The sequence below is a fragment of the Rhizobium sp. 01N447_2 genome, assembly GCF_056399245.1.
Map to the genome: position 1 here is coordinate 1 of NZ_JBFTQY010000025.1, position 17732 is coordinate 17732.

The 17732-nt window shown below is 60.2% G+C and carries 16 protein-coding genes and 1 pseudogene; 12 read left to right on the forward strand and 5 right to left on the reverse strand.

What is annotated here, in order from left to right:
- Both AC1ECN_RS18560 and AC1ECN_RS18565 read left to right on the forward strand, forming a co-directional pair.
- On the forward strand, window positions 1–649 hold a 649-nt coding region (locus AC1ECN_RS18560), incomplete at its 5' end, for a hypothetical protein (protein ID WP_477953782.1).
- Window positions 650–714: 65 nt separating this feature from the next.
- Window positions 715–1092: a hypothetical protein gene (locus AC1ECN_RS18565; protein WP_018494599.1), complete on the forward strand. Its 378-nt coding sequence runs from the start codon at window positions 715–717 to the stop codon at window positions 1090–1092.
- A gap of 164 nt (window positions 1093–1256) precedes the next feature.
- Here AC1ECN_RS18565 and AC1ECN_RS18570 read toward each other — a convergent pair whose 3' ends face one another.
- Entirely contained in the window at window positions 1257–1781 is a 525-nt protein-coding gene (locus AC1ECN_RS18570; RefSeq protein WP_130672611.1) for a PAS domain-containing protein, read from the reverse strand.
- A 367-nt stretch (window positions 1782–2148) separates the two neighbouring features.
- Between AC1ECN_RS18570 and AC1ECN_RS18575 the strand changes: the two genes are divergently transcribed.
- The 5 genes from AC1ECN_RS18575 to AC1ECN_RS18595 all read left to right on the forward strand — a co-directional run bounded on the left by AC1ECN_RS18575 (window position 2149) and on the right by AC1ECN_RS18595 (window position 6564).
- Entirely contained in the window at window positions 2149–2928 is a 780-nt protein-coding gene (locus tag AC1ECN_RS18575; protein WP_130672610.1) for a LamB/YcsF family protein, read from the forward strand.
- Between the two features lie 111 nt (window positions 2929–3039).
- A complete protein-coding gene (locus AC1ECN_RS18580; RefSeq protein ID WP_024322602.1) occupies window positions 3040–3747 on the forward strand; it encodes a 5-oxoprolinase subunit B family protein in 708 nt (235 codons plus the stop codon).
- Window positions 3735–4706, forward strand: coding sequence for a 5-oxoprolinase subunit C family protein (locus AC1ECN_RS18585; RefSeq protein WP_130672609.1), 972 nt, complete (start codon window positions 3735–3737; stop codon window positions 4704–4706). The genes AC1ECN_RS18580 and AC1ECN_RS18585 overlap by 13 nt, the downstream gene beginning before the upstream one ends.
- 96 nt (window positions 4707–4802) lie before the next feature.
- A complete protein-coding gene (locus tag AC1ECN_RS18590) occupies window positions 4803–5492 on the forward strand; it encodes a DUF599 domain-containing protein (protein ID WP_027689100.1) in 690 nt (229 codons plus the stop codon).
- Window positions 5493–5655: 163 nt separating this feature from the next.
- Window positions 5656–6564 (forward strand): LysR substrate-binding domain-containing protein, encoded by a 909-nt coding sequence (locus AC1ECN_RS18595; RefSeq protein ID WP_130672608.1) that lies wholly within the window; start codon window positions 5656–5658, stop codon window positions 6562–6564.
- On the opposite strand, the gene AC1ECN_RS18600 is transcribed toward AC1ECN_RS18595, so the two are convergent.
- Window positions 6553–7500: an alpha/beta fold hydrolase gene (locus AC1ECN_RS18600; protein WP_130672607.1), complete on the reverse strand. Its 948-nt coding sequence runs from the start codon at window positions 7498–7500 to the stop codon at window positions 6553–6555. The genes AC1ECN_RS18595 and AC1ECN_RS18600 overlap by 12 nt on opposite strands.
- A 303-nt stretch (window positions 7501–7803) precedes the next feature.
- On the opposite strand from AC1ECN_RS18600, the gene AC1ECN_RS18605 reads away from it, so the two are divergent.
- The 4 genes and pseudogenes from AC1ECN_RS18605 to AC1ECN_RS18620 form a co-directional block, all read left to right on the forward strand.
- Window positions 7804–8247 (forward strand): VOC family protein, encoded by a 444-nt coding sequence (locus AC1ECN_RS18605; RefSeq protein WP_024322597.1) that lies wholly within the window; start codon window positions 7804–7806, stop codon window positions 8245–8247.
- Between the two features lie 69 nt (window positions 8248–8316).
- Window positions 8317–9627 carry an epoxide hydrolase family protein gene (locus AC1ECN_RS18610; RefSeq protein ID WP_130672606.1) on the forward strand — a complete coding sequence of 437 codons (1311 nt, stop codon included), beginning with the start codon at window positions 8317–8319 and terminating at the stop codon, window positions 9625–9627.
- 139 nt (window positions 9628–9766) lie between these two features.
- Window positions 9767–11917: a mechanosensitive ion channel family protein gene (locus AC1ECN_RS18615; protein ID WP_130672605.1), complete on the forward strand. Its 2151-nt coding sequence runs from the start codon at window positions 9767–9769 to the stop codon at window positions 11915–11917.
- Between the two features lie 397 nt (window positions 11918–12314).
- Window positions 12315–12538, forward strand: a pseudogene (locus AC1ECN_RS18620) (hypothetical protein); the annotation flags it as partial.
- 86 nt (window positions 12539–12624) lie between these two features.
- Here AC1ECN_RS18620 and AC1ECN_RS18625 read toward each other — a convergent pair.
- The 3 genes from AC1ECN_RS18625 to AC1ECN_RS18635 form a co-directional block, all read right to left on the reverse strand.
- Window positions 12625–13650, reverse strand: a complete 1026-nt coding sequence (locus AC1ECN_RS18625; protein WP_018069520.1) for an ABC transporter permease — start codon at window positions 13648–13650, stop codon at window positions 12625–12627.
- A gap of 43 nt (window positions 13651–13693) precedes the next feature.
- Window positions 13694–15235: a sugar ABC transporter ATP-binding protein gene (locus AC1ECN_RS18630; RefSeq protein ID WP_024322021.1), complete on the reverse strand. Its 1542-nt coding sequence runs from the start codon at window positions 15233–15235 to the stop codon at window positions 13694–13696.
- 79 nt (window positions 15236–15314) lie between these two features.
- Window positions 15315–16277, reverse strand: a complete 963-nt coding sequence (locus AC1ECN_RS18635; protein ID WP_018069522.1) for a sugar-binding protein — start codon at window positions 16275–16277, stop codon at window positions 15315–15317.
- 346 nt (window positions 16278–16623) lie between these two features.
- On the opposite strand from AC1ECN_RS18635, the gene AC1ECN_RS18640 reads away from it, so the two are divergent.
- Window positions 16624–17712, forward strand: a complete 1089-nt coding sequence (locus AC1ECN_RS18640) for a LacI family DNA-binding transcriptional regulator (protein WP_024322020.1) — start codon at window positions 16624–16626, stop codon at window positions 17710–17712.
- Window positions 17713–17732 lie beyond the last annotated feature (20 nt).

The following is a 17732-nucleotide window of genomic DNA, read 5'->3' on the forward strand; positions in this document are numbered from 1 at the left end:
GGCCTTTTCAGGCCCGACGGGCGGCAGCAGCCTTGCTGCATTCTTCGACAGCCGATCGGAGGCCGAATCCGCCGTCTCCCGTCTTGAAGACGCGGGCGTGCCGGTTGCGAGAATAAGGCTGATGCCCGGATATGAGGCGGACAGAAAACGTGCCGGCGTCATGAGCGACGACCGCAGCGGCTTCTTCGACGCGCTGGCAGACTTCTTCTTCCCGGATGAGGATCGTGCGGTCTATGCAGAAGGGCTGCGGCGAGGCGGCTTCCTCGTCCAGGTCAATGATATCGATGACGCACTTTATGAGACCGTCCACGATATTCTGGACGACGAAGGCAGCATCGACATGGATGAGCGGGCAGATCTCTGGTCGTTGGAGGACAGACAGCAAGGCGCGTCCAATACCGGTTTTGCTGGAGCGGCCCAGGGCGGCAAAGCTTCGGAAGACCTCGCCGTGTCCGAGAGCGCATTCGATGATGCGCGCCCGGTGGCGATGCGGGACACCGCGCATGGAAGCGCCAAGGTGCGTGCCTATACCTTCCTCGATCCTGGCGCCGACCCCGGCTCCAAACAATCGGACGATGCCGATCGGCAATCGCAGAGCCAATCGCAGGGCGGATCCCACCAGAGCCAGGGTTTCCGGCGCGACCACTGATGTCAGAGGCCCGGCCGCAATGCCGGGCCTCATTTCCGCTCGCTCACCTATTCGAGGATACGTCCATGCAATCATCCATCAACCGCCACGGCCTTCCGCCTGACCCCGACGAACTGATCGCGGAAGGCGATCCGCCCTTTGCCGATACCGCTGAGCAGACCGCGCGTGAAAAGGCCGACGAGAGCCTGAACGCCCTGCAACATGAGGTCAGGCTGCTGAATGCCCGCATAGGCGTGCTGCGCGAGGACGCCGAAGCGGCGCTTAAAGCCAAGGCGACATCGGTCGATGCAAGCGCCCATGTGCAACTCGGCGATTATCCCTGGCTGAAACTTGCCGCGGCGATCGGCGCAACCTTCATTGCAGCCAGGTTGGTTCGGCGTCTTCCGCTCGGCGTCCTGCTTGCAGGATTTGCCGGCCCTCTCTCCGAGGCGAGACGGCTGTGACGGTTTGACCGTTCTGATTGCGATCGCCGCCGAGTTGGTGGTTGATGGCGAAATCACGATGGAAAGCCCCGACTTCACATTCCGTCCTGTCGGACGGAATGTGAGCTGGCAAGGAACAACGGGCAGCGGGGTATCCAGGAGCAAAACCACCGCGCGGAACGCAATCAATGCATCTGCACGACGTCTGAAGGCATCGACTTGGCAAGCTCTTTGAGAATCGCTTCAAGAGCATCGGCCGTCGTCTGCAGGCCCGATGACCGCGCAATTTTCAGTGCCGCACTGCAGTGAGCAGACAATTCGTCTTGCTGGATATGATCATTCGTCGGGAACACGATGCCCGCATACTGCGATGGATTTCCGGCTTCATCCCTGAAGCAGCGGCCGAAGGCAGCCACGGCTACTATTTGTCCGTTTTGATCAAATACCCGATAGTTACAGCGATACGGATCTCCGGTGATCACCGATTCTGAAATCGCCTTGGCCACAGATGGCTTGTCGTCCGGGTGAATCCGGTCGAGGTATCGTATGACCGGCAGCCCCGTGAGGGTCTGTTCCGGATCAAGCCCAAAGAGTTTTGCCAGCGCCGAATCCGCATAAACCTTGTCGGTCGCCAACTCCCAGGTGAAAATGCCAGGCTCTTCGGCAAGAGAAAATTCGGACGTTCCGAAAGCTCTGTCGACAAGGTTCATTCCGCATCCCCAGTCTGCGCGCCAATGCTGCCGGTCGATCACGTCACCCCGGCTCTTGAGAGAATACGACGTGCTCGACCATTTCGCCGCCGATCTTACTGCATAATTCCTCAAATCGGAATCGATTTAAGCGTTCCTTGCTTGGCAGGAACCCACGCTTGATGGGTTCGATCTGTGCCGGATGAATGGTAAGCTTGCCACCGAAGCTCCGCGCGAAAGGCGGCCCGAGACCGCCACATAAGCTCGCCACGCGCAGCCAGCAGCGTGGTTTTCTTGACGCGTATGGCGAAGGTGTGCTCCACCTCGGCTTCGAGGTTCCAACATGCGACGAAGCTGACAAGACCGGCGCGAAGGGTTGACGAAAATCATGACGAAAATCGATCTCAATTCTGATCTGGGGGAGGCGTTTGGACCTTGGCGCATGGGCGACGACAAGGCGATCCTTGACGTCGTCACCAGTGCCAACATCGCATGTGGCGGCCATGCCGGAGATCCGGCGACCATGGTGGAGACCCTTGCCCTGGCAAGCGAGCGGGGTGTCGTCGCGGGGGCCCATCCGGGCTTTGCAGATCGCGAGGGCTTCGGGCGACGCCTGATCCCCTTGAGCATCCGGGAGGTGGAGCAGCTTGTCGCGACGCAAACAGGGGCGCTGATGGGAGCTGCGGCTCTGGCAGGCGCCCGAGTCCGTTACATCAAGGCGCACGGCGCACTCGCCAATTGGGCGGCCGACGAACGGCCGGTCGCCGACGCCATCATCCGTGCGACCCGAGCGGTCTCACCGGAACTTGCCATACTGGCGATCTCCGGGACAGAGCTGGAGCATGCGGCCCGCGATGCCGGGATGACCGTCTTCAGCGAGATTTTTGCCGACCGCGGCTACCTCTCCACGGGTCGGCTCGTTCCGCGCAACTTGCCGGGAGCGATGATCGATGATCCCGTGGAGGCAGCTTCGAGATTGATCGAGTACCTGTCCAGCGGCCTCATGCCGACGGTCGACGGCGTTCCGATCACTCTCGATGCGCACTCGATCTGCGTTCACGGGGACAGCCCAGGAGCGCTCGCCATGGCCGTCCACGTGCGCCGGGAACTGCAAAAGGCAGGCATCGAGGTGGCACCATTCCTCCAACCGACAAAGGAAAACAGGTGATGGCCAAAGGCTATCTTATCGCCCAGGTTACCGTCACCGATCCGGACGCCTATGGGACCTGCGCGCGGGCAGCGGATGCGGATTTCATCCTGATCGAAGGCGCCGACTGATTTGTCACAGGACCCGTCCGCATCGTCCGGCAGCGTTCCGAACTACCGTCCCGTGGGCGGCCACGCGGTGCTCGTCGAATTCGGCGCGACCATCGATAAGCGGATCCACGATCAGGTCGTCAAGCTGGATGCCGCCTTGAAGGCGGCACCCTTTCCAGGATTCGTCGAAGCCGTTCCGGCCTATGCCAGCATTCTCGTATGCTTCGATCCGCTCGTGGCCGATCACCGGACGACGGAGGCGGCCATTGCCGAGCTTCTGGCGGCTGAGGTTCCAGAGACGATTGGAGCGATGCGCGAAGTCGAAGTCTGCTACGATCCTGATTTTGCGCCCGATCTTGACACCGTCGCCGAGGCAAGTGGATTATCGCCGGAAGACGTTATATCCGCCCATCTCTCCGGCGACTATAGCGTCTTCATGTACGGCTTCGCCCCAGGATATGCCTACCTTGCAGGCGTGCCCAAAGCCATTCAGCAACCGAGGAAGCCGGCGCCTATTCGCGGCATCGCTGCCGGAAGCGTGCTGATCGCCGGTCCGCAGTGCCTGGTGAGCACGCTCACCATGCCGACCGGCTGGTGGATCATCGGCCGCTCGCCGACGAAGATCCTCGATGCCGCGTCCAACGACCGTCCGTTCCTTTTCGACGTCGGCGACGCGGTGCGTTTCCGCCGCATATCGAGGGCCGAATTCGACGCGAGGTGCCTCGCATGAGCGAAGCCGTCCTTGCAATCAACTTCGCGGGTCCTCACGTCGCGATCCAGGACGAAGGACGTCACGGATTGATGCGGTATGGCGTTCCGGCCTCCGGTCCGATGGACAGGACCTCGTTTGCCGCCGCCAACGCCGCCGTCGGCAATCCTGCCGGTCAGCCGGCAATCGAAGTCTCCATGGGCGGCCTGGTTCTCGACTGCATGTCGGGGGAGGTTACCTTCGCCGTCGCCGGAGGGGGATTCATCGTAGAGCATGCCGGCGACAAGCGCGGCGCATGGATGGTCGCCACCTTGAGGGCCGGGGAGCGGCTGGCGATCCGTCCGGGACACTGGGGAAGCTGGACGTATCTGGCCTTCGCCGGTCATATCGAGGCGAAGACCTGGCTGGGCAGCATGTCGACGCACAGTCTCTCCGGCCTCGGCGGCGGGCGCCTTGCAGCCGGACAGACGCTCACTATAGCCGATACGAACGTGCGGGATGATCGAAATGGTCCGATCACATGTCCGGTCATCACAAGACCGCGATCCGAGCTGCGTGTGGTGGTCGGTCCGCAGGATCGGTTCTTCTCGAAAGAAACCTTGTCGAATTTCCTTTCGTCGCCTTTCCGCCTGAGCGACGCTTATGACCGCATGGGCGTACGCCTCCAAGGTCCGTCGCTTGCGCCAAGTGCGGCGCTGGACATGCCATCGGAAGCGATCGTGCGGGGCTCGGTACAGGTCGCCGGAGACGGTGTTCCCACCATTCTGCTGGCCGACCACCAGACGACTGGAGGGTACCCGAAGATCGCCACGGTGGTGGATTCGGATCTGGATGCCTTCGTCCAACTACGCCCACGCGACCATGTCGGTTTCCTGGCCGTGACGCCGCAGCAGGCGATCGAGCAAATTCGGCTTCGGGCTTCGACGACCTCCCGTTACCTCGCGGCGGTCCGCGAGGGGACTTGGAAGACCCGTATATAGGCTGATGAACTGAAGGGCAGGGCGGCGATAGACGCTTGGAGCTGCCGTCAGCTCGAAGTACTGTTCAGGAAAATCCAGTTTCAGTTCGGGGGCACAATGGATTTTCTAAATGTCGCGGCGATCGTTTTCTTCCTTCTCGTCTGGGTGGCGGTCGAGCCTTTGATGGCAGCGGGGTGGCCGAGACGGAATGATAGCCTTTCCGTTGATATGGTGCGCGTTCGCGCGGCCTGGATGCGGGAGGTCCTGACCCGAGACAACAATTTCATCGGCGACGCGGCGATCCTTGGGCACACGATCAATTCGGCGTCCTTCTTCGGCTCCGCCAATCTCATCGTCATCGTTGGGCTGAGCGGCGCGCTGTTCATGGAGCCGAACTATGGATCGGGTGGCCTGATCACGATGTTTGCGGCTCAGGACCCCGCGTGGTTTTTCCAGTGCAAGGTCCTCCTGATCATGGCCACGCTGCTGCGGGGATTATCCGATTTTATCTGGGCGGTCCGGCAGATCAACTACTGTCTGGCGGCGATCGGGGCCAGCCCATCCCGGGATGAAGACAGGGACATCGCCGGCTGGACGAACGCCCTGACCCTGGTTTTGAACCCTGCGCTTCGATCATTCAGCGTCGGTGTCCGATCTTACTACTTCACCGTCGCAGCCGCCTTCTGGTTTATCGGGCCAATCCCCTTCGCTGTTGCGACCATCCTCAGCGTCGGCGTCTTGATCTGGCGTCAATCCTGGTCGGATGCTGCAAAAGGGATCATGGCCATACGGAAGCTGCTTGATTAGAGCAAGATGCCGAAAAGTGTGTGCGGTTTTCGGACGACATCATGCTCTCACTATATAATGTAGAACAGGATGATTTTAGGCCGACCCGGCCTAAAATCATCCTGTTCTAGAGCCAAGCCTTAAGCTGGGCTGAACAGAAGCGATATTTTATTGGCGGTGTACGATGGATCGTCTCGAAGCGATGCGCATGTTGCTGGCCGTCATCGACGCCGGAAGCATCTCTGCCGGCAGCAGGAAGCTCAACGCGCCGTTGCCCAGCGTCAGCCGCAAGGTGGCCGAACTTGAGCGGCATCTCGGGGCAAACCTTATCGTCCGCACCAGCCGCAATCTTCAGCTGACTGATGCCGGGCGCGACTATGTCGATGCCGCCCGAAAGATCATGGCGGATCTCGAGGAGGCCGAGCGAAGGGCGTCGGGGGAATACCAGACGCCCCGAGGCGTGCTGACGATCACGATGCCGATCGAATACGGCAGCCGATACGTGCTGCCCGTTGCGCTAAGCTTCATGGACAAATATCCCGAGGTATCGCTGAACCTTCTGTCGCTCGACCGCATGGTCGATCTCGTGTCCGAGCAGGTGGACATCGCGATCCGTCTCGGCGACCTCGCCGACAGCGCCCTCCATGCCGTCAAGATCGGCGAATTCCGCCTGCTGACCTGCGCGAGCCCTGCCTATCTCGAGCGGCACGGCATGCCCGAGCGTCCCGGCGATCTCATCGATCGCGACGGGATCATCTTCAACAAGCGGACATTCTTCTGGACATTCGACGTCGACGGTACGGCGATCGAGGCGGTGCCCCGCAACCGGCTGGAGGTGAATACCGCGGCGAACTGTGTTGCGTCGGCCGTGGGCGGGGCGGGGATCGCGCGGCTGTTCGACTATCAGATTCCTGACGAGCTGGCGTCCGGCGCGCTAGTTCCCATCCTCTGCGATTTCGACGGGCCACCACAGCCCATTCATATCGTCTACGCGCGGCAGGGGCTCCTCGCGTTGAAGGTACGGGCATTCGTCGACTGGGCATTGCCGCGGCTGCGGAATATCCGCGAAGATAATGAAATATTATCTGAATGATGCGCGGATTTCTTCAACTGTTTGTTCCGGGCTCTGAAGGTGCGGGAAGTGCCCGATGCCGGGCAGGACGTCGAGTTTAGCGCCGATCTTGCCGGCGAACTCGGTGCCCATCTCGCTTGTGATATAGAGGTCCTTCTCGCCCCAGATCACCTTCACGGGCGTCTTCAGCCGGGTGAGGTTGGCCTCGAGATAGTGCTGATCGCGGGTGAAATTCGCGTAGTAATGGGCGAAGGCATCCGCTGAAGTCATCCCGTCAAGGCTCCACGAACGGGTCATGTCCTGCTGGACGTGAGCCGGCAGATCGAATTGCTCGGCGGGCGAGAGGCCGCGCCTGTGCACGTTCTGAAGGATCTCGTCGCTCGTCTTGTTCATGTAGGCGCGGGTCGGCGAGGCGGTCGGTTCGGCTTTGAGATTCTGCAGGTTCTCCCACATGTATTGCGGCCGGTCGAACGGCGCGAAGTCGCCGACGATGATCTGCCTGGCGATCGTCGGCTCGTCGAGAGCAAGCAGCAGAACGGGGAGGGCAGCGATGTCAGTCGAGTAGATCACGAGGTTCGACCGGTCGATGCCTGCCCGCTCGATATAGGCCTTCAACACTTGGGCGTAGTCCCTCGGCGCATAGGAGAAGCGTGCCAAAATCGGGCGTGACGACTGCCCGTAGCCCGGCCAATCGAAGGCGTGGACGTCGTAGTCGCGAGCAAGCGTTGTCGCGATGCCCTTCCAGACCATCAGCGTTTCCGGAAACCCATGCAGAAAAAGCACGGTGCCTTTTGGCGCGGGGGCGCGGACAATCGTCCTCCTCAGTGTCAGGACTTCGTCGATCTCGATGAAGTCGACGGCGTCTTGCGCGGCTTGCGTAGAAGCGAAGGCTTCAGCCGTGTGGGAAGACGGAGTTGCTGCGACTGATGCGGCATTTACGGTTTTGTCCTTAGACATAGGATGTCCTTTCTGAACGGCGGTCAGCCAAAGCCCAAAAGCCAGCTGTCTCCACAAATAATTGAGCATGGCGTCAGCCAGCGGTAGCCGGAGAAAGTGAGAGGAACCCTCTCGACGGCGGCAGCGCTGCAACCCGGCTGCCCAAGGCTGACATCTGAACGAGAGGGTGCCTCTCGCTTTCCCGAGGTGCCGGCCGTCCGTCGACCCGCCCAAATATCCACCAGCCGCCGATTTGAGACAGCTCGTTGGCGTTTGCTTGCGGAAGGCAGAGCGTCGGCCGCGACAATATAAGGAAGAACTGATATGACTGACATTACCCAAAGCAGACAGGTTGCGGCCGCCCCCGACAAGGTCCGCGGCCTCCCGGGACACGCCACTGTCGGCACGAACGATCTGGATGCCGCCTCGGTATTCTACGACAAGCTTCTGGCCGTGTTCGGGATCGGACGAGTCCTCGTCCAGCCCGACCGAGCCATCTACTACGGTCATCGCACGCTCGAATTCGGCATCATCAAGCCGTTCGATGGCCGCCCTGCCGCCGTCGGCAACGGTGGAATGATTGCTTTCGAAGCGCCGTCCCGTTCAAAGGTCGACGAAGCCCATGCAACTGCATTGGCGGCGGGTGGCTCGGACGAAGGGGCTCCTGTTCCGCGTGGCGAGAACGGCACGGGTCCTTACTGCGCCTATTTTCGCGATCCCGAAGGCAACAAGTTTCTGATCTTTCGTTCCGGCGCGGACGCGGCCTGACGTTTTCGGCATTGAAGCGGGCAGGGGGCATCTTTTCCTCTCCTCGACATCACCAAAGGACACGGCATCATGGCAATGCTAAACGTTTTGAAACACCGCGACGTATCCCGCCGCGCGCTGCTGTCAGGCTTTGCCGCGGCCGGCATAACCGCCGTTCTCCTTCCGCGCGCGTCCGACGCCGCTGATGTTGTCGGCGTCGCGTCCGAGGAGATCCGACCGTTCAAGGTTGAGGTCTCCGAGGCGGCGCTCACCGATCTCAGGCGGCGTCTCGCCGAGACCCGGTGGCCCGACGGTGAAACCGTCATCGATCGTTCGCAGGGCGTCCAGCCCGACAGGCTGAAGGAGCTGGTGCGCTACTGGCAGTCGTCCTACGACTGGCGGAAGGCAGAGAGCAGGCTGAATGCCTTTCCGCAGTTTCTCACCACTGTCGATGGACTGGACATCCATTTCATCCATGTCCGCTCCCGTCATGAAAACGCGCTACCGCTGATCATGACCCACGGCTGGCCAGGTTCGGTCTTCGAGCTGCTTAATGTCATCGGGCCGCTCACGGATCCGACGGCGCATGGCGGCACGGCGGATGACGCCTTCCATCTGGTGATCCCTTCGATTCCAGGATTCGGTTTCTCGGGGAAACCTGCAGCAACAGGTTGGAACCCCCAGCGGATAGCGGCTGCCTGGGACGTCCTGATGAAGCGACTGGACTATGACCGCTATGTCTCGCAGGGCGGCGACTGGGGCGCGATCATCAGCGACACCTTGGGTCGCCAGGCGCCCGAAGGGCTGCTCGCGATCCACGTCAACCGGGTCGAGCGTGCCACGACGTTTCCATCGGAGGCAGCGCAGGCTCTTAAAAATGGAGGGCCGGCTCCCGATAGCTTGTCTCAGGATGAGAAGGTCGTCTTCGACGAGGCTCGGGACTTCCTCAACAATGGCTTCGGCTATGCAGCGATCATGAGCACGCGGCCGGAGATGATCGGTTACGGCATTGCGGATTCTCCGGTCGGCCTCGCTGCCTGGCTTTACGACAAGATCGCCGACTGGGTGTATACACGCGGCGATCCCGAACAGGCCCTTGGCAAGGATGCCATCCTCGACAACATCACGCTGTACTGGCTGACGAACACCGGCCCTTCCAGCGGTCGCATCTATTGGGAAAACGTCATGTCGGGCGCAAAACTCACGCCCGTCCAAGTCCCGGTCGCCGTCACGGTGTTTCCCGGTGAGGTCTACAAGCCGCCAAAGCACTGGCTGTCGAAGGCCTATCCGAAGCTTATCCACTACAACCGCGCCTCCAAGGGCGGTCACTTCGCTGCCTGGGAGGAGCCAGAACTCTTCAGTCAGGAGATCCGGGAGGCCTTCAGAAGCTTGCGGTCTTAACGCCGTCTGGCCTTTGGTTCGCAGTCTGCGTCCCCGAGACCGGTTGGTCGATTGACGTTGGTCGTGCAACGCTTCACAAAGTCCGAAGTTTCGACCAACCCAGCAAACGCGACGACACCGTCGCGGGGACCACGGCCACATGCGCATCATCGACGACCGTCATCCCCGCCGCGGATTGTGCGCATTCCTGACGGTGGTATTTTCAACGCTTCTGCTGGCGAGTGCAAACGCCGCCTCAGCGGCTGAGCCGACCAATTCCTCGGCACCGATCCGGGTTATTATCGAATTGCCGAACGATGATTCCGGACGAGCGCTGGTCAATCGGATCGTTCCGGGCAATCAGGAACCGGCGCAGCCGATAGCAGTCTCGCAAGAGGCGGCACCGGCGTCGATTGCCACGTCACTACAGGATTTGCGCCAGAGGTTGCTCACACTCGTCGATGCCGTTCCGACGCTGCCTGGGCAGATCCAGTCGGCGATCCGGGTCTTCCAAACGGATGATCGTATCGAACCTGTCGGCCTGATCTTGGCGGTCATACTTTTCGTCGCAGGCGGGTTCGTTGCGCAGCGCCTTGCCTGGTGGTCAGGGCGAGGGCTGCTCCATTTTGTGCTGAACGCACCTGCCGGCACCGTCCGGCAACGGATCAAGCTCCACGCCGCCCGGCTTTCCATGGGTCTTCTCGCCTTGGTCGGTTATCTGATCGGAAGCCTCGGCGCGTTTATCCTCTTTCCATGGCCTGCCGTGTTTCGCGATATTGCCCTCATACTGCTATCGGCCGCGCTCATGGTGCGCCTTGGCGTGCTTGTGGGCCGCATTGTCATCGCGCCGGGCGCCCGCCTGCCGCATATGCGGCTTCTGACGCTTGTCACCTCGCTTGCCTGGTTCTGGTACTACTGGCTCCTCGGAATCATCGCAGTGCTGGCGGCTGGCTGGGCCACCATCGAAGTGATCGGGACGATCCAAGCTTCACCCATCTTGGTCGACCTCTTTACCGCAGCATGGCTTAGTGTCGTTTCAATCGCCTTGATCGTTATGATCTGGCTGCGGCATTTTCGTTCTGACGGGCCGCCCGTGAGCCGGCTGGTCTGTGTCGGCTTCAGCGCGAGCATCCTGCTATCGTGGCTGTTATGGGTATCCGGGCTCCGCGGTGCATTCTGGACAGTGGTCGTCATCACGCTTCTGCCCCTTACCGTTTCGGTGGCTCATGATATCATTCGTCGCATTATACAATCCGGCGACCAGCAGGCGGTCGAAGATCCGGCTATCGTCGGATGGTCTGCTGTCATCATGCAAACGCTGCGGAACGGCCTCATTGTGGTCGCCGCGCTGCTCATCGCCCGCTCGTGGAATGTCAATCTCAGTGATCTCGCCGCAGCCGAAACGGTGACCACGCGTTTGATCCGCGCAGGGATCCGCATTGTTATCGTGCTGCTGGTGACCGACGTTATCTGGAAGCTCGCAAGCACGTTGATCGACAGCCAGATGGCGGTGGCGTCGCGAAGCGAGCAGGGGGGACATCAGGACGGACCTGATGCGCGCCGACGTCAGCGGTTGAATACCCTCCTTCCCATTCTTCGCAATGTACTCTTCCTGGCGATCGGCGCCGTCGGCTTCCTGATGATCCTGGATGCCGTTGGCATTCAGATCGGACCGCTGCTGGCGGGCGCTGGTGTCGTCGGCATAGCCGTCGGCTTCGGCGCCCAAACACTCGTCAAGGACATCATCTCCGGCGTCTTTTATCTGTTCGACGATGCCTTTCGCATCGGCGAATACATCCAGGCGGCGAAATATAAAGGCACGGTCGAAGGTTTCTCGCTGCGATCGATCCGCTTGCGCCATCACCGCGGTCCGGTCACCATCGTTCCCTTCGGCGAACTTGGAGCGGTGCAAAACCTCAGCCGTGACTGGGTCATCGACATCATCACGCTCACCCTGAACTATGACAGCGACCTTGAGGAGGTCCGCAAGACCATCAAACGCATCGGCGTTGAGCTTCTGGAGGATGCCGAACTCGGACCCAACATCATCGAGCCCTTGAAAATGCAGGGGATCGAGCAGATGGCGGATTATGGTGTGCAGATACGGCTGAAGTTCATGACGAAACCCGGCGAACAGTTCGGCGTTCGCCGAAAGGCCCTTGCCATGCTCAAGAAGACATTCGCGGAAAAAGGCATCCAGTTTGCAACGCCGACCGTTCATGTTTCCGGTGGTCCCGCCGATGCAGCGGCAACCGCCGCCGCCTCGGAGCTGCAAAGACCACCGAAAGTCATCCCGACACTTGAGGAATAGCAACGGCGAGTCCACGTGCGAGCTTTCCATCGAATCCCGTCAATGCTCAACACTCTGACCCGGACGTTGTCGTCAAGCGCGCGTCGTCCGAGACACAGGTTTCTAAAAGAATCTGTTGGCTGGGATCGGCCGCTCAACGAGGCACGTCCGCAGGCGAACTCGTCGATATGCTGGATCGTCCAGGCGCAAATCAAGCGGGGCGATTTTAAAAGAGTGGGCTATAAGATGGATGACGAAGGTATGCCATTGTAATCAAACGGCATCCTCATGTTCCATAATCTATCTTATGCGATATATGTTTGTAGCCGCAAAGTTGAAGTGTCCTGTTTCTGCAAAGTTGGAATGTCACACTCCCCTTGTTTGATGGTGTGGGAGATTGCGGATGGGACTGATTGCGATGAGCGAGCGTGATCTGCAGCGGATCGAGATTCTATCGAAAGTGATCGCCGGCCGGATGAGAAGCTGATCGAACTGCATCAGATTTCGGTCGCTAAGGAGACGTTGCGGCAATGGATGACCGAGGCCGGCATATGGGTCTCGCGACGCGAGCGCAAGAAGCCGGTTTTCCAGCCGCACGGCCGGCGCGATTGTTTCGGTGAACTGATCCAGATCGATGGCTCGGTGCCCCTCACCCGCCCGATCTGATCTTGCAAAACGGATTGTCTCAACGGGCCAAGGTCATGACACGCATGGCCCCATGCACTGACCTAGTCCTGATTGGCAACCACTGGCAAACTGCCTTCGTTCGAAAGACGGGTTTCGGTCTGCCGGGCGGCAAAGACGAGGCGGCGCTTTGCGCGGATCGCGTGCCATTGTTGGTCGATCAGGACGCCGATGAGGATCACGCCACCCATGACCGCGAAATTCAAAGACGAGGGTATACCCAGTAGATTCACGAGATTCTGCAACTCCTGGAGCAGGACCGTTCCCAGCACGACGCCGACGATCGACCCCTCGCCGCCGCGAAGCGAAAAGCCGCCGAGTACGGCAGCGGCAATCGCGTAGAGTTCGTAGAACTGGCCATGGCTCGCCGGCGAGATCGAGCGCGTGTACATGGCGAAATAAATTGCCGATAGCGCCGTCAGCAGCCCGCAGATGACATAGGCCGACATGACCATGCGGCCGGTACGGATACCGGAATAGCGGGCGGCCTCCTCGTTCTTCCCGATCGCGTAAAGATAACGCCCGAAGACAGAGCGATGCAGCATAATCCACATGACCACGGCAATGATGACGAGTGCGATGAAGGTGTTGGGAACGCCGTAAAACCGTCCGGCGGTCAGGAATTCGAGGTCTGGGAAATTCTGGCCGAAAGCAAAGCCCGCCGTCCCGTCGGCCGTATAGAAGCGCGCTGCCCCACGATAGATCAGGAGGCCGCAGAGGGTGACGACGAAGGGTTGCAGGTTGAGCCGGGTGATCAGCCAGCCGTGGACGGCACCTATGACCGCGCCGAGGACGAGAATGAGCGGCAGCGCCAGCATCCATGACATATCCTGGACCGCGATGAAATCGACGAACAGCACGCCGAGAAGCGCTACGAGCGAACCGACGGAAAGTTCGATACCGCCTGTGATGATGACAAAGGCCTGGCCGATCGACAGGATGCCGAACAGGCCGATCAGGTTGGCAGTGTTGGCCAGGTTGATCGGCAGCAGGAAGCGCGGGTTGATGATGGCGACGACGATGCCCACGACGACGATCAAAAGCAGCAGTCCGAGATCTTTTTTGATCATTCGAGATCCATCCCCCGATACTTATTTCTATTGGCCGCAGCCCCTATTTTACCCTTTTGCCGACGGCAAGCAAAAGGACGCTTTCCTGACTGATTTCGTCCTCTTCCAATATGCCGGCGATCTGGCCCTCGTGCATGACGGCGATGCGGTCGGAAACGCCGATCACCTCTTCCATGTCGCTGGAGATCATCAGGACCGCGACTCCGGCATCGGCAAGCGCTCGCATCAGGCCATAGATCTCGTTCTTCGCGCCGATATCGATGCCGCGCGTCGGCTCGTCGAAGATCATCACCCTCGGGCTCATCGACAACCATTTGGCAAGCACCACCTTCTGCTGGTTGCCGCCGGATAGAGTGCCGGTTCGCGTCGAAACGGAGGGCGCCTTGATACCGAGGCGAACGCGCTGCTTTTCGGCCGCCGCCCTCTCCCGCTCAGCAGAAAGCATGAAGCGGCTGGAGAGCTTGGGGAGATCGGCAAGGGTTACGTTCTGGGCGATCGGGAAATCAAGAAGAATGCCGTTGCGCTTGCGATCCTCCGGTACCAGGAAAATGCCACGAGCGACGGCGTCCCGGGCAGACCTGATCGCAATTTGCCGCCCGTCCTGCAGAATGGCTCCGCCGTAGCTCCGGTCAATGCCGAAGAGCACCCTTGCAAGCTCGGTGCGGCCCGACCCGACGAGCCCTGCAAGCCCCATGATTTCTCCATACCGGATTTCCAGATCAACGGGACGGCCGGGATAGGCCTCGGTGCGCACGCCGCTTGCCTTCAGTGCAACCGAGCCGGGCGAGCGCTGCGGTTTTGCGGTCCGGGCCGCAAGCACGCGTCCGATCATCAGCTTGACCATCTGGTCGTGGCCGATGTCTTTCTTGGCGAGCGTGCCCACAAGCGTGCCGTCGCGCAGAACTATGACCCGGTCTGCCACGCGCTCAACCTCGTGAAGGCGATGCGAGATGAAAATTACGCTGATGCCATCGGCTTTCAGCGATTTGATAATGCTCAGGAGCCGCTCGGTTTCGGCCAGCGGCAGGCTGGACGTGGGTTCGTCGAAGATGACGAGCCTGGCGTTGATGGACAGCGCCTTGGCGATTTCCACCATCTGCTGCTCGGCAAGGGAAAGCGATGCCACGGGTGTGTCGGCGGAAAAATGAGCCCCTACCCGCTTCAAGAGCGGCTTCACCATGTCTCGCAGTCGATCGCGATCGACGAGCTTGAAAGGTCCCGCCTTCAGCGGTTCGCGGCCCAGAAAGATATTGGCAGCAACGTCGAGATTCTCAAAGAGATTGAGTTCCTGGTGTACGAAGGCGATGCCGGATGCGATGCTCGATTCCACAGTGAGGAAACGAAGCTCTGCGCCGTCGAGCAGGATCGTGCCTCGGTCGGGTGCGATCACGCCGCCAAGAATCTTCATCAGCGTCGATTTTCCAGCCCCGTTCTCGCCGACGAGGCCAATGACCTCTCCCGGCATGATGTCGATCGACAGGCCCTCAAGCGCAACGACGCCCGGATAGGTCTTGCCAACGCCGGAAAGCGACAGGAATGGCGTTGCAAGCGCGTCCGGTGACGGGATGTCGGAGCTGTGGTTCATCGCCTGTCCATGGCTGCTAATGCTGTCGGCATGAGACATCTTTCGCGGCGGCGGCAAGTGCCTCCGCCGCGAAGGAGGGTTATTTTCCAGACATAGCCTTCAGGCTGGCGGCATACTTGTCAACGTCATCCTTGCCGATGATCACCGTCGGGATGATGATCAAGCCGTTGCTGGGAACGCCTGATTTGTCGCCCTTGAGATAGGACGCCATCAGCTTCATGCCCTGATAGGCCCACTCGAACGGCTGCTGCACGACGGTCGCTGCGATCGTGCCTTCCTTGACGCCGCCGAGCGTGATCGGATCGTCATCAAAGCCGACGACGGTGATCTGGCCGAGTTTGCCGGCGTCGCGCAGCGCTTCATAGATGCGCGGCGTATTGTAGGAGTAGAAGCCGACCATGCAGGTGACGTCGGGGCTGGCCACCAGCGCGTCCTCGACGTTCTTCTTTGCGCGCGTCTGGTCGATATCGTCGCCGCGTACATCTGTCAGCTCGATCTTCGTGCCCTTCAGGCCGTCCTTCATGCCCTGGATGCGTTCTTTGGCATTGTCGGCGCCCAGCAGACCGACGAAGCCGATGCATTTGCCGCCGTCAGGCATCGCCTTCTTGGCGATTTCGGCGGCCTGCATGCCGGCGTCGATATTCGATGAGCCGATATAGGCGACGCGGTTGGTCTGCGGCGCATCACTATCGGTCGTGAAGAGAGCAGTCTGCGAGCCGATCTTGTTCAAGCCGTCCGTCTGGGTCTTGGGATCGACCGCGGAGACCATGACCCCCTTGACGCCGGCACTGACCAAGTCTTCCATAAGCCGTTGCTGAACGGCAACCGATGCCTGCTCAGGGTACTTCAGCTCCATCTGGTAGTCTGGCATCTCGCTCTGCGCCTTCTTCACGCCCGCCTCTGCGGCTTTCCAGAAGTCGGATGCGCCATTGACGACAAATGCAAGTGTCGGCTTGTCGGCAGCATGCGATACGGCAATCGGCGCCGCGCTCAGCATCAACCCGGCGAAAAACAAGGCTGCATTGCGTTTCAGCTGTTTCATAATACACCTCCCGAGGGGCCGCAGTTGCACGGGCCCGTTTCCGATTTACGGCCGGCCGGATGCGCCCCCTCCCAGGGCCGTCGCAAAGCGACGAGTGCATAGGTTCCGATCGCCCCCTGACGGTATACAAGAATTTTAATTAGTAAATAGTATTATCAATGCAGATCAAAACATTTCATCGCGCAGTGGTTATGATGGCAATTTTGTACCGGCATTGGCCAATAACTGATAGTGTTGCAATAATTCATGCAATTGCCGGCGCTTTCAGATAGATGCTAATATTAATTAGCAAAAACGACGATCGATCACTCTGACCGGTTATCCCAAGCAGAGACAGTTTCCACGAATGCGAAAACCCAAGACCCAAAATAAGCCTGTGCGCGTGACGATGATGGACATCGCGGCGGCGGCTGGCTGCTCGCAAGCGGCCGTCTCCTTCGTCCTCAACGACACGCCCGGTACCCGCATCTCACAGCAGACGCGCGATCGCGTGTTAGAGGCGGCGCGCGCGCTCGGTTACATGGAGAAGACCTATACGACGAAGGCCTCCTATTCGGGACTGGACAACGTCATCGGTTTCGCCGTGGATCAACTCGCCACCAGCCCGGAAGCGATCGTTGCGATCGAAGGCGCGCGGCAAGCCTCCTGGAACGCCGGCAATGTCCTTCTGGTAACCCAGACGCTCAGTGACCCCGTCATGGAGCCGAGGGCAATCGAGGCGTTGACGAACGGAGGCATATCGGCGCTCATATATATGACGATCTATACCCGCCAGGTGGAGCTTCCATCCTATGTCAGCAAGCTCAACATCCCGACGGTCCTGCTGAACTGTTATACGGCGGACCATGCCTTTCCCGCCGTGGTGCCGAGCGAGATCGCGGGAGGGCAGAGCTCCACCCGGCATCTGATCACGCACGGACACCATCGTATCGCGACGATCACCGGCGAAATCTGGATGCAGGCTGCGCAGGACCGGCTGACAGGATATCGCCGCGCGCTTGCGACCGCCGATATACCCTTCGATCCGGAATTGGTCATTGAAGGCGACTGGTCGGCCGGTGCCGGCTATGCCTCCACGATGAAACTGCTTGCTCTGAAAGAGCCGCCCACCGCGATCTTCTGCCAGAACGACCGCACCGCCATCGGGTGCTACGAGGCGCTCAAGGATGCAGGGCTTCGCATTCCCCAGGACATGTCGGTGGTGGGTTATGACGACGAAGAAATTTCACGACATCTCGTCCCCCCGCTGACGACTTCGGTGCTTCCACATCTTGCCATGGGACAATGGGCGATCGAACATCTCAACCCGGAAAGTGTGCCCGGGAAGCGCTATCCCATTGCGAAGCTCGAATGCTCGCTCGTTAAGCGGCATTCCGTCGCGGCGCCGCGGGCCGAGGCACGACAGATCCTCGATGGCGCCCATACCTCGTCGTAGAAACTGGGTTCGCGCCGGGC

Bases quoted from the DNA above. Each gene is read 5' to 3' on its own strand.
- AC1ECN_RS18565 (WP_018494599.1), top strand. From the start codon at position 715: ATGCAATCATCCATCAACCGCCACGGCCTTCCGCCTGACCCCGACGAA.
- AC1ECN_RS18570 (WP_130672611.1), bottom strand. From the start codon at position 1,781: ATGAACCTTGTCGACAGAGCTTTCGGAACGTCCGAATTTTCTCTTGCC.
- AC1ECN_RS18575 (WP_130672610.1), top strand. From the start codon at position 2,149: ATGACGAAAATCGATCTCAATTCTGATCTGGGGGAGGCGTTTGGACCT.
- AC1ECN_RS18590 (WP_027689100.1), top strand. From the start codon at position 4,803: ATGGATTTTCTAAATGTCGCGGCGATCGTTTTCTTCCTTCTCGTCTGG.
- AC1ECN_RS18595 (WP_130672608.1), top strand. From the start codon at position 5,656: ATGGATCGTCTCGAAGCGATGCGCATGTTGCTGGCCGTCATCGACGCC.
- AC1ECN_RS18600 (WP_130672607.1), bottom strand. From the start codon at position 7,500: ATGTCTAAGGACAAAACCGTAAATGCCGCATCAGTCGCAGCAACTCCG.
- AC1ECN_RS18605 (WP_024322597.1), top strand. From the start codon at position 7,804: ATGACTGACATTACCCAAAGCAGACAGGTTGCGGCCGCCCCCGACAAG.
- AC1ECN_RS18610 (WP_130672606.1), top strand. From the start codon at position 8,317: ATGGCAATGCTAAACGTTTTGAAACACCGCGACGTATCCCGCCGCGCG.
- AC1ECN_RS18615 (WP_130672605.1), top strand. From the start codon at position 9,767: ATGCGCATCATCGACGACCGTCATCCCCGCCGCGGATTGTGCGCATTC.
- AC1ECN_RS18625 (WP_018069520.1), bottom strand. From the start codon at position 13,650: ATGATCAAAAAAGATCTCGGACTGCTGCTTTTGATCGTCGTCGTGGGC.
- AC1ECN_RS18630 (WP_024322021.1), bottom strand. From the start codon at position 15,235: ATGAACCACAGCTCCGACATCCCGTCACCGGACGCGCTTGCAACGCCA.
- AC1ECN_RS18635 (WP_018069522.1), bottom strand. From the start codon at position 16,277: ATGAAACAGCTGAAACGCAATGCAGCCTTGTTTTTCGCCGGGTTGATG.
- AC1ECN_RS18640 (WP_024322020.1), top strand. From the start codon at position 16,624: ATGCGAAAACCCAAGACCCAAAATAAGCCTGTGCGCGTGACGATGATG.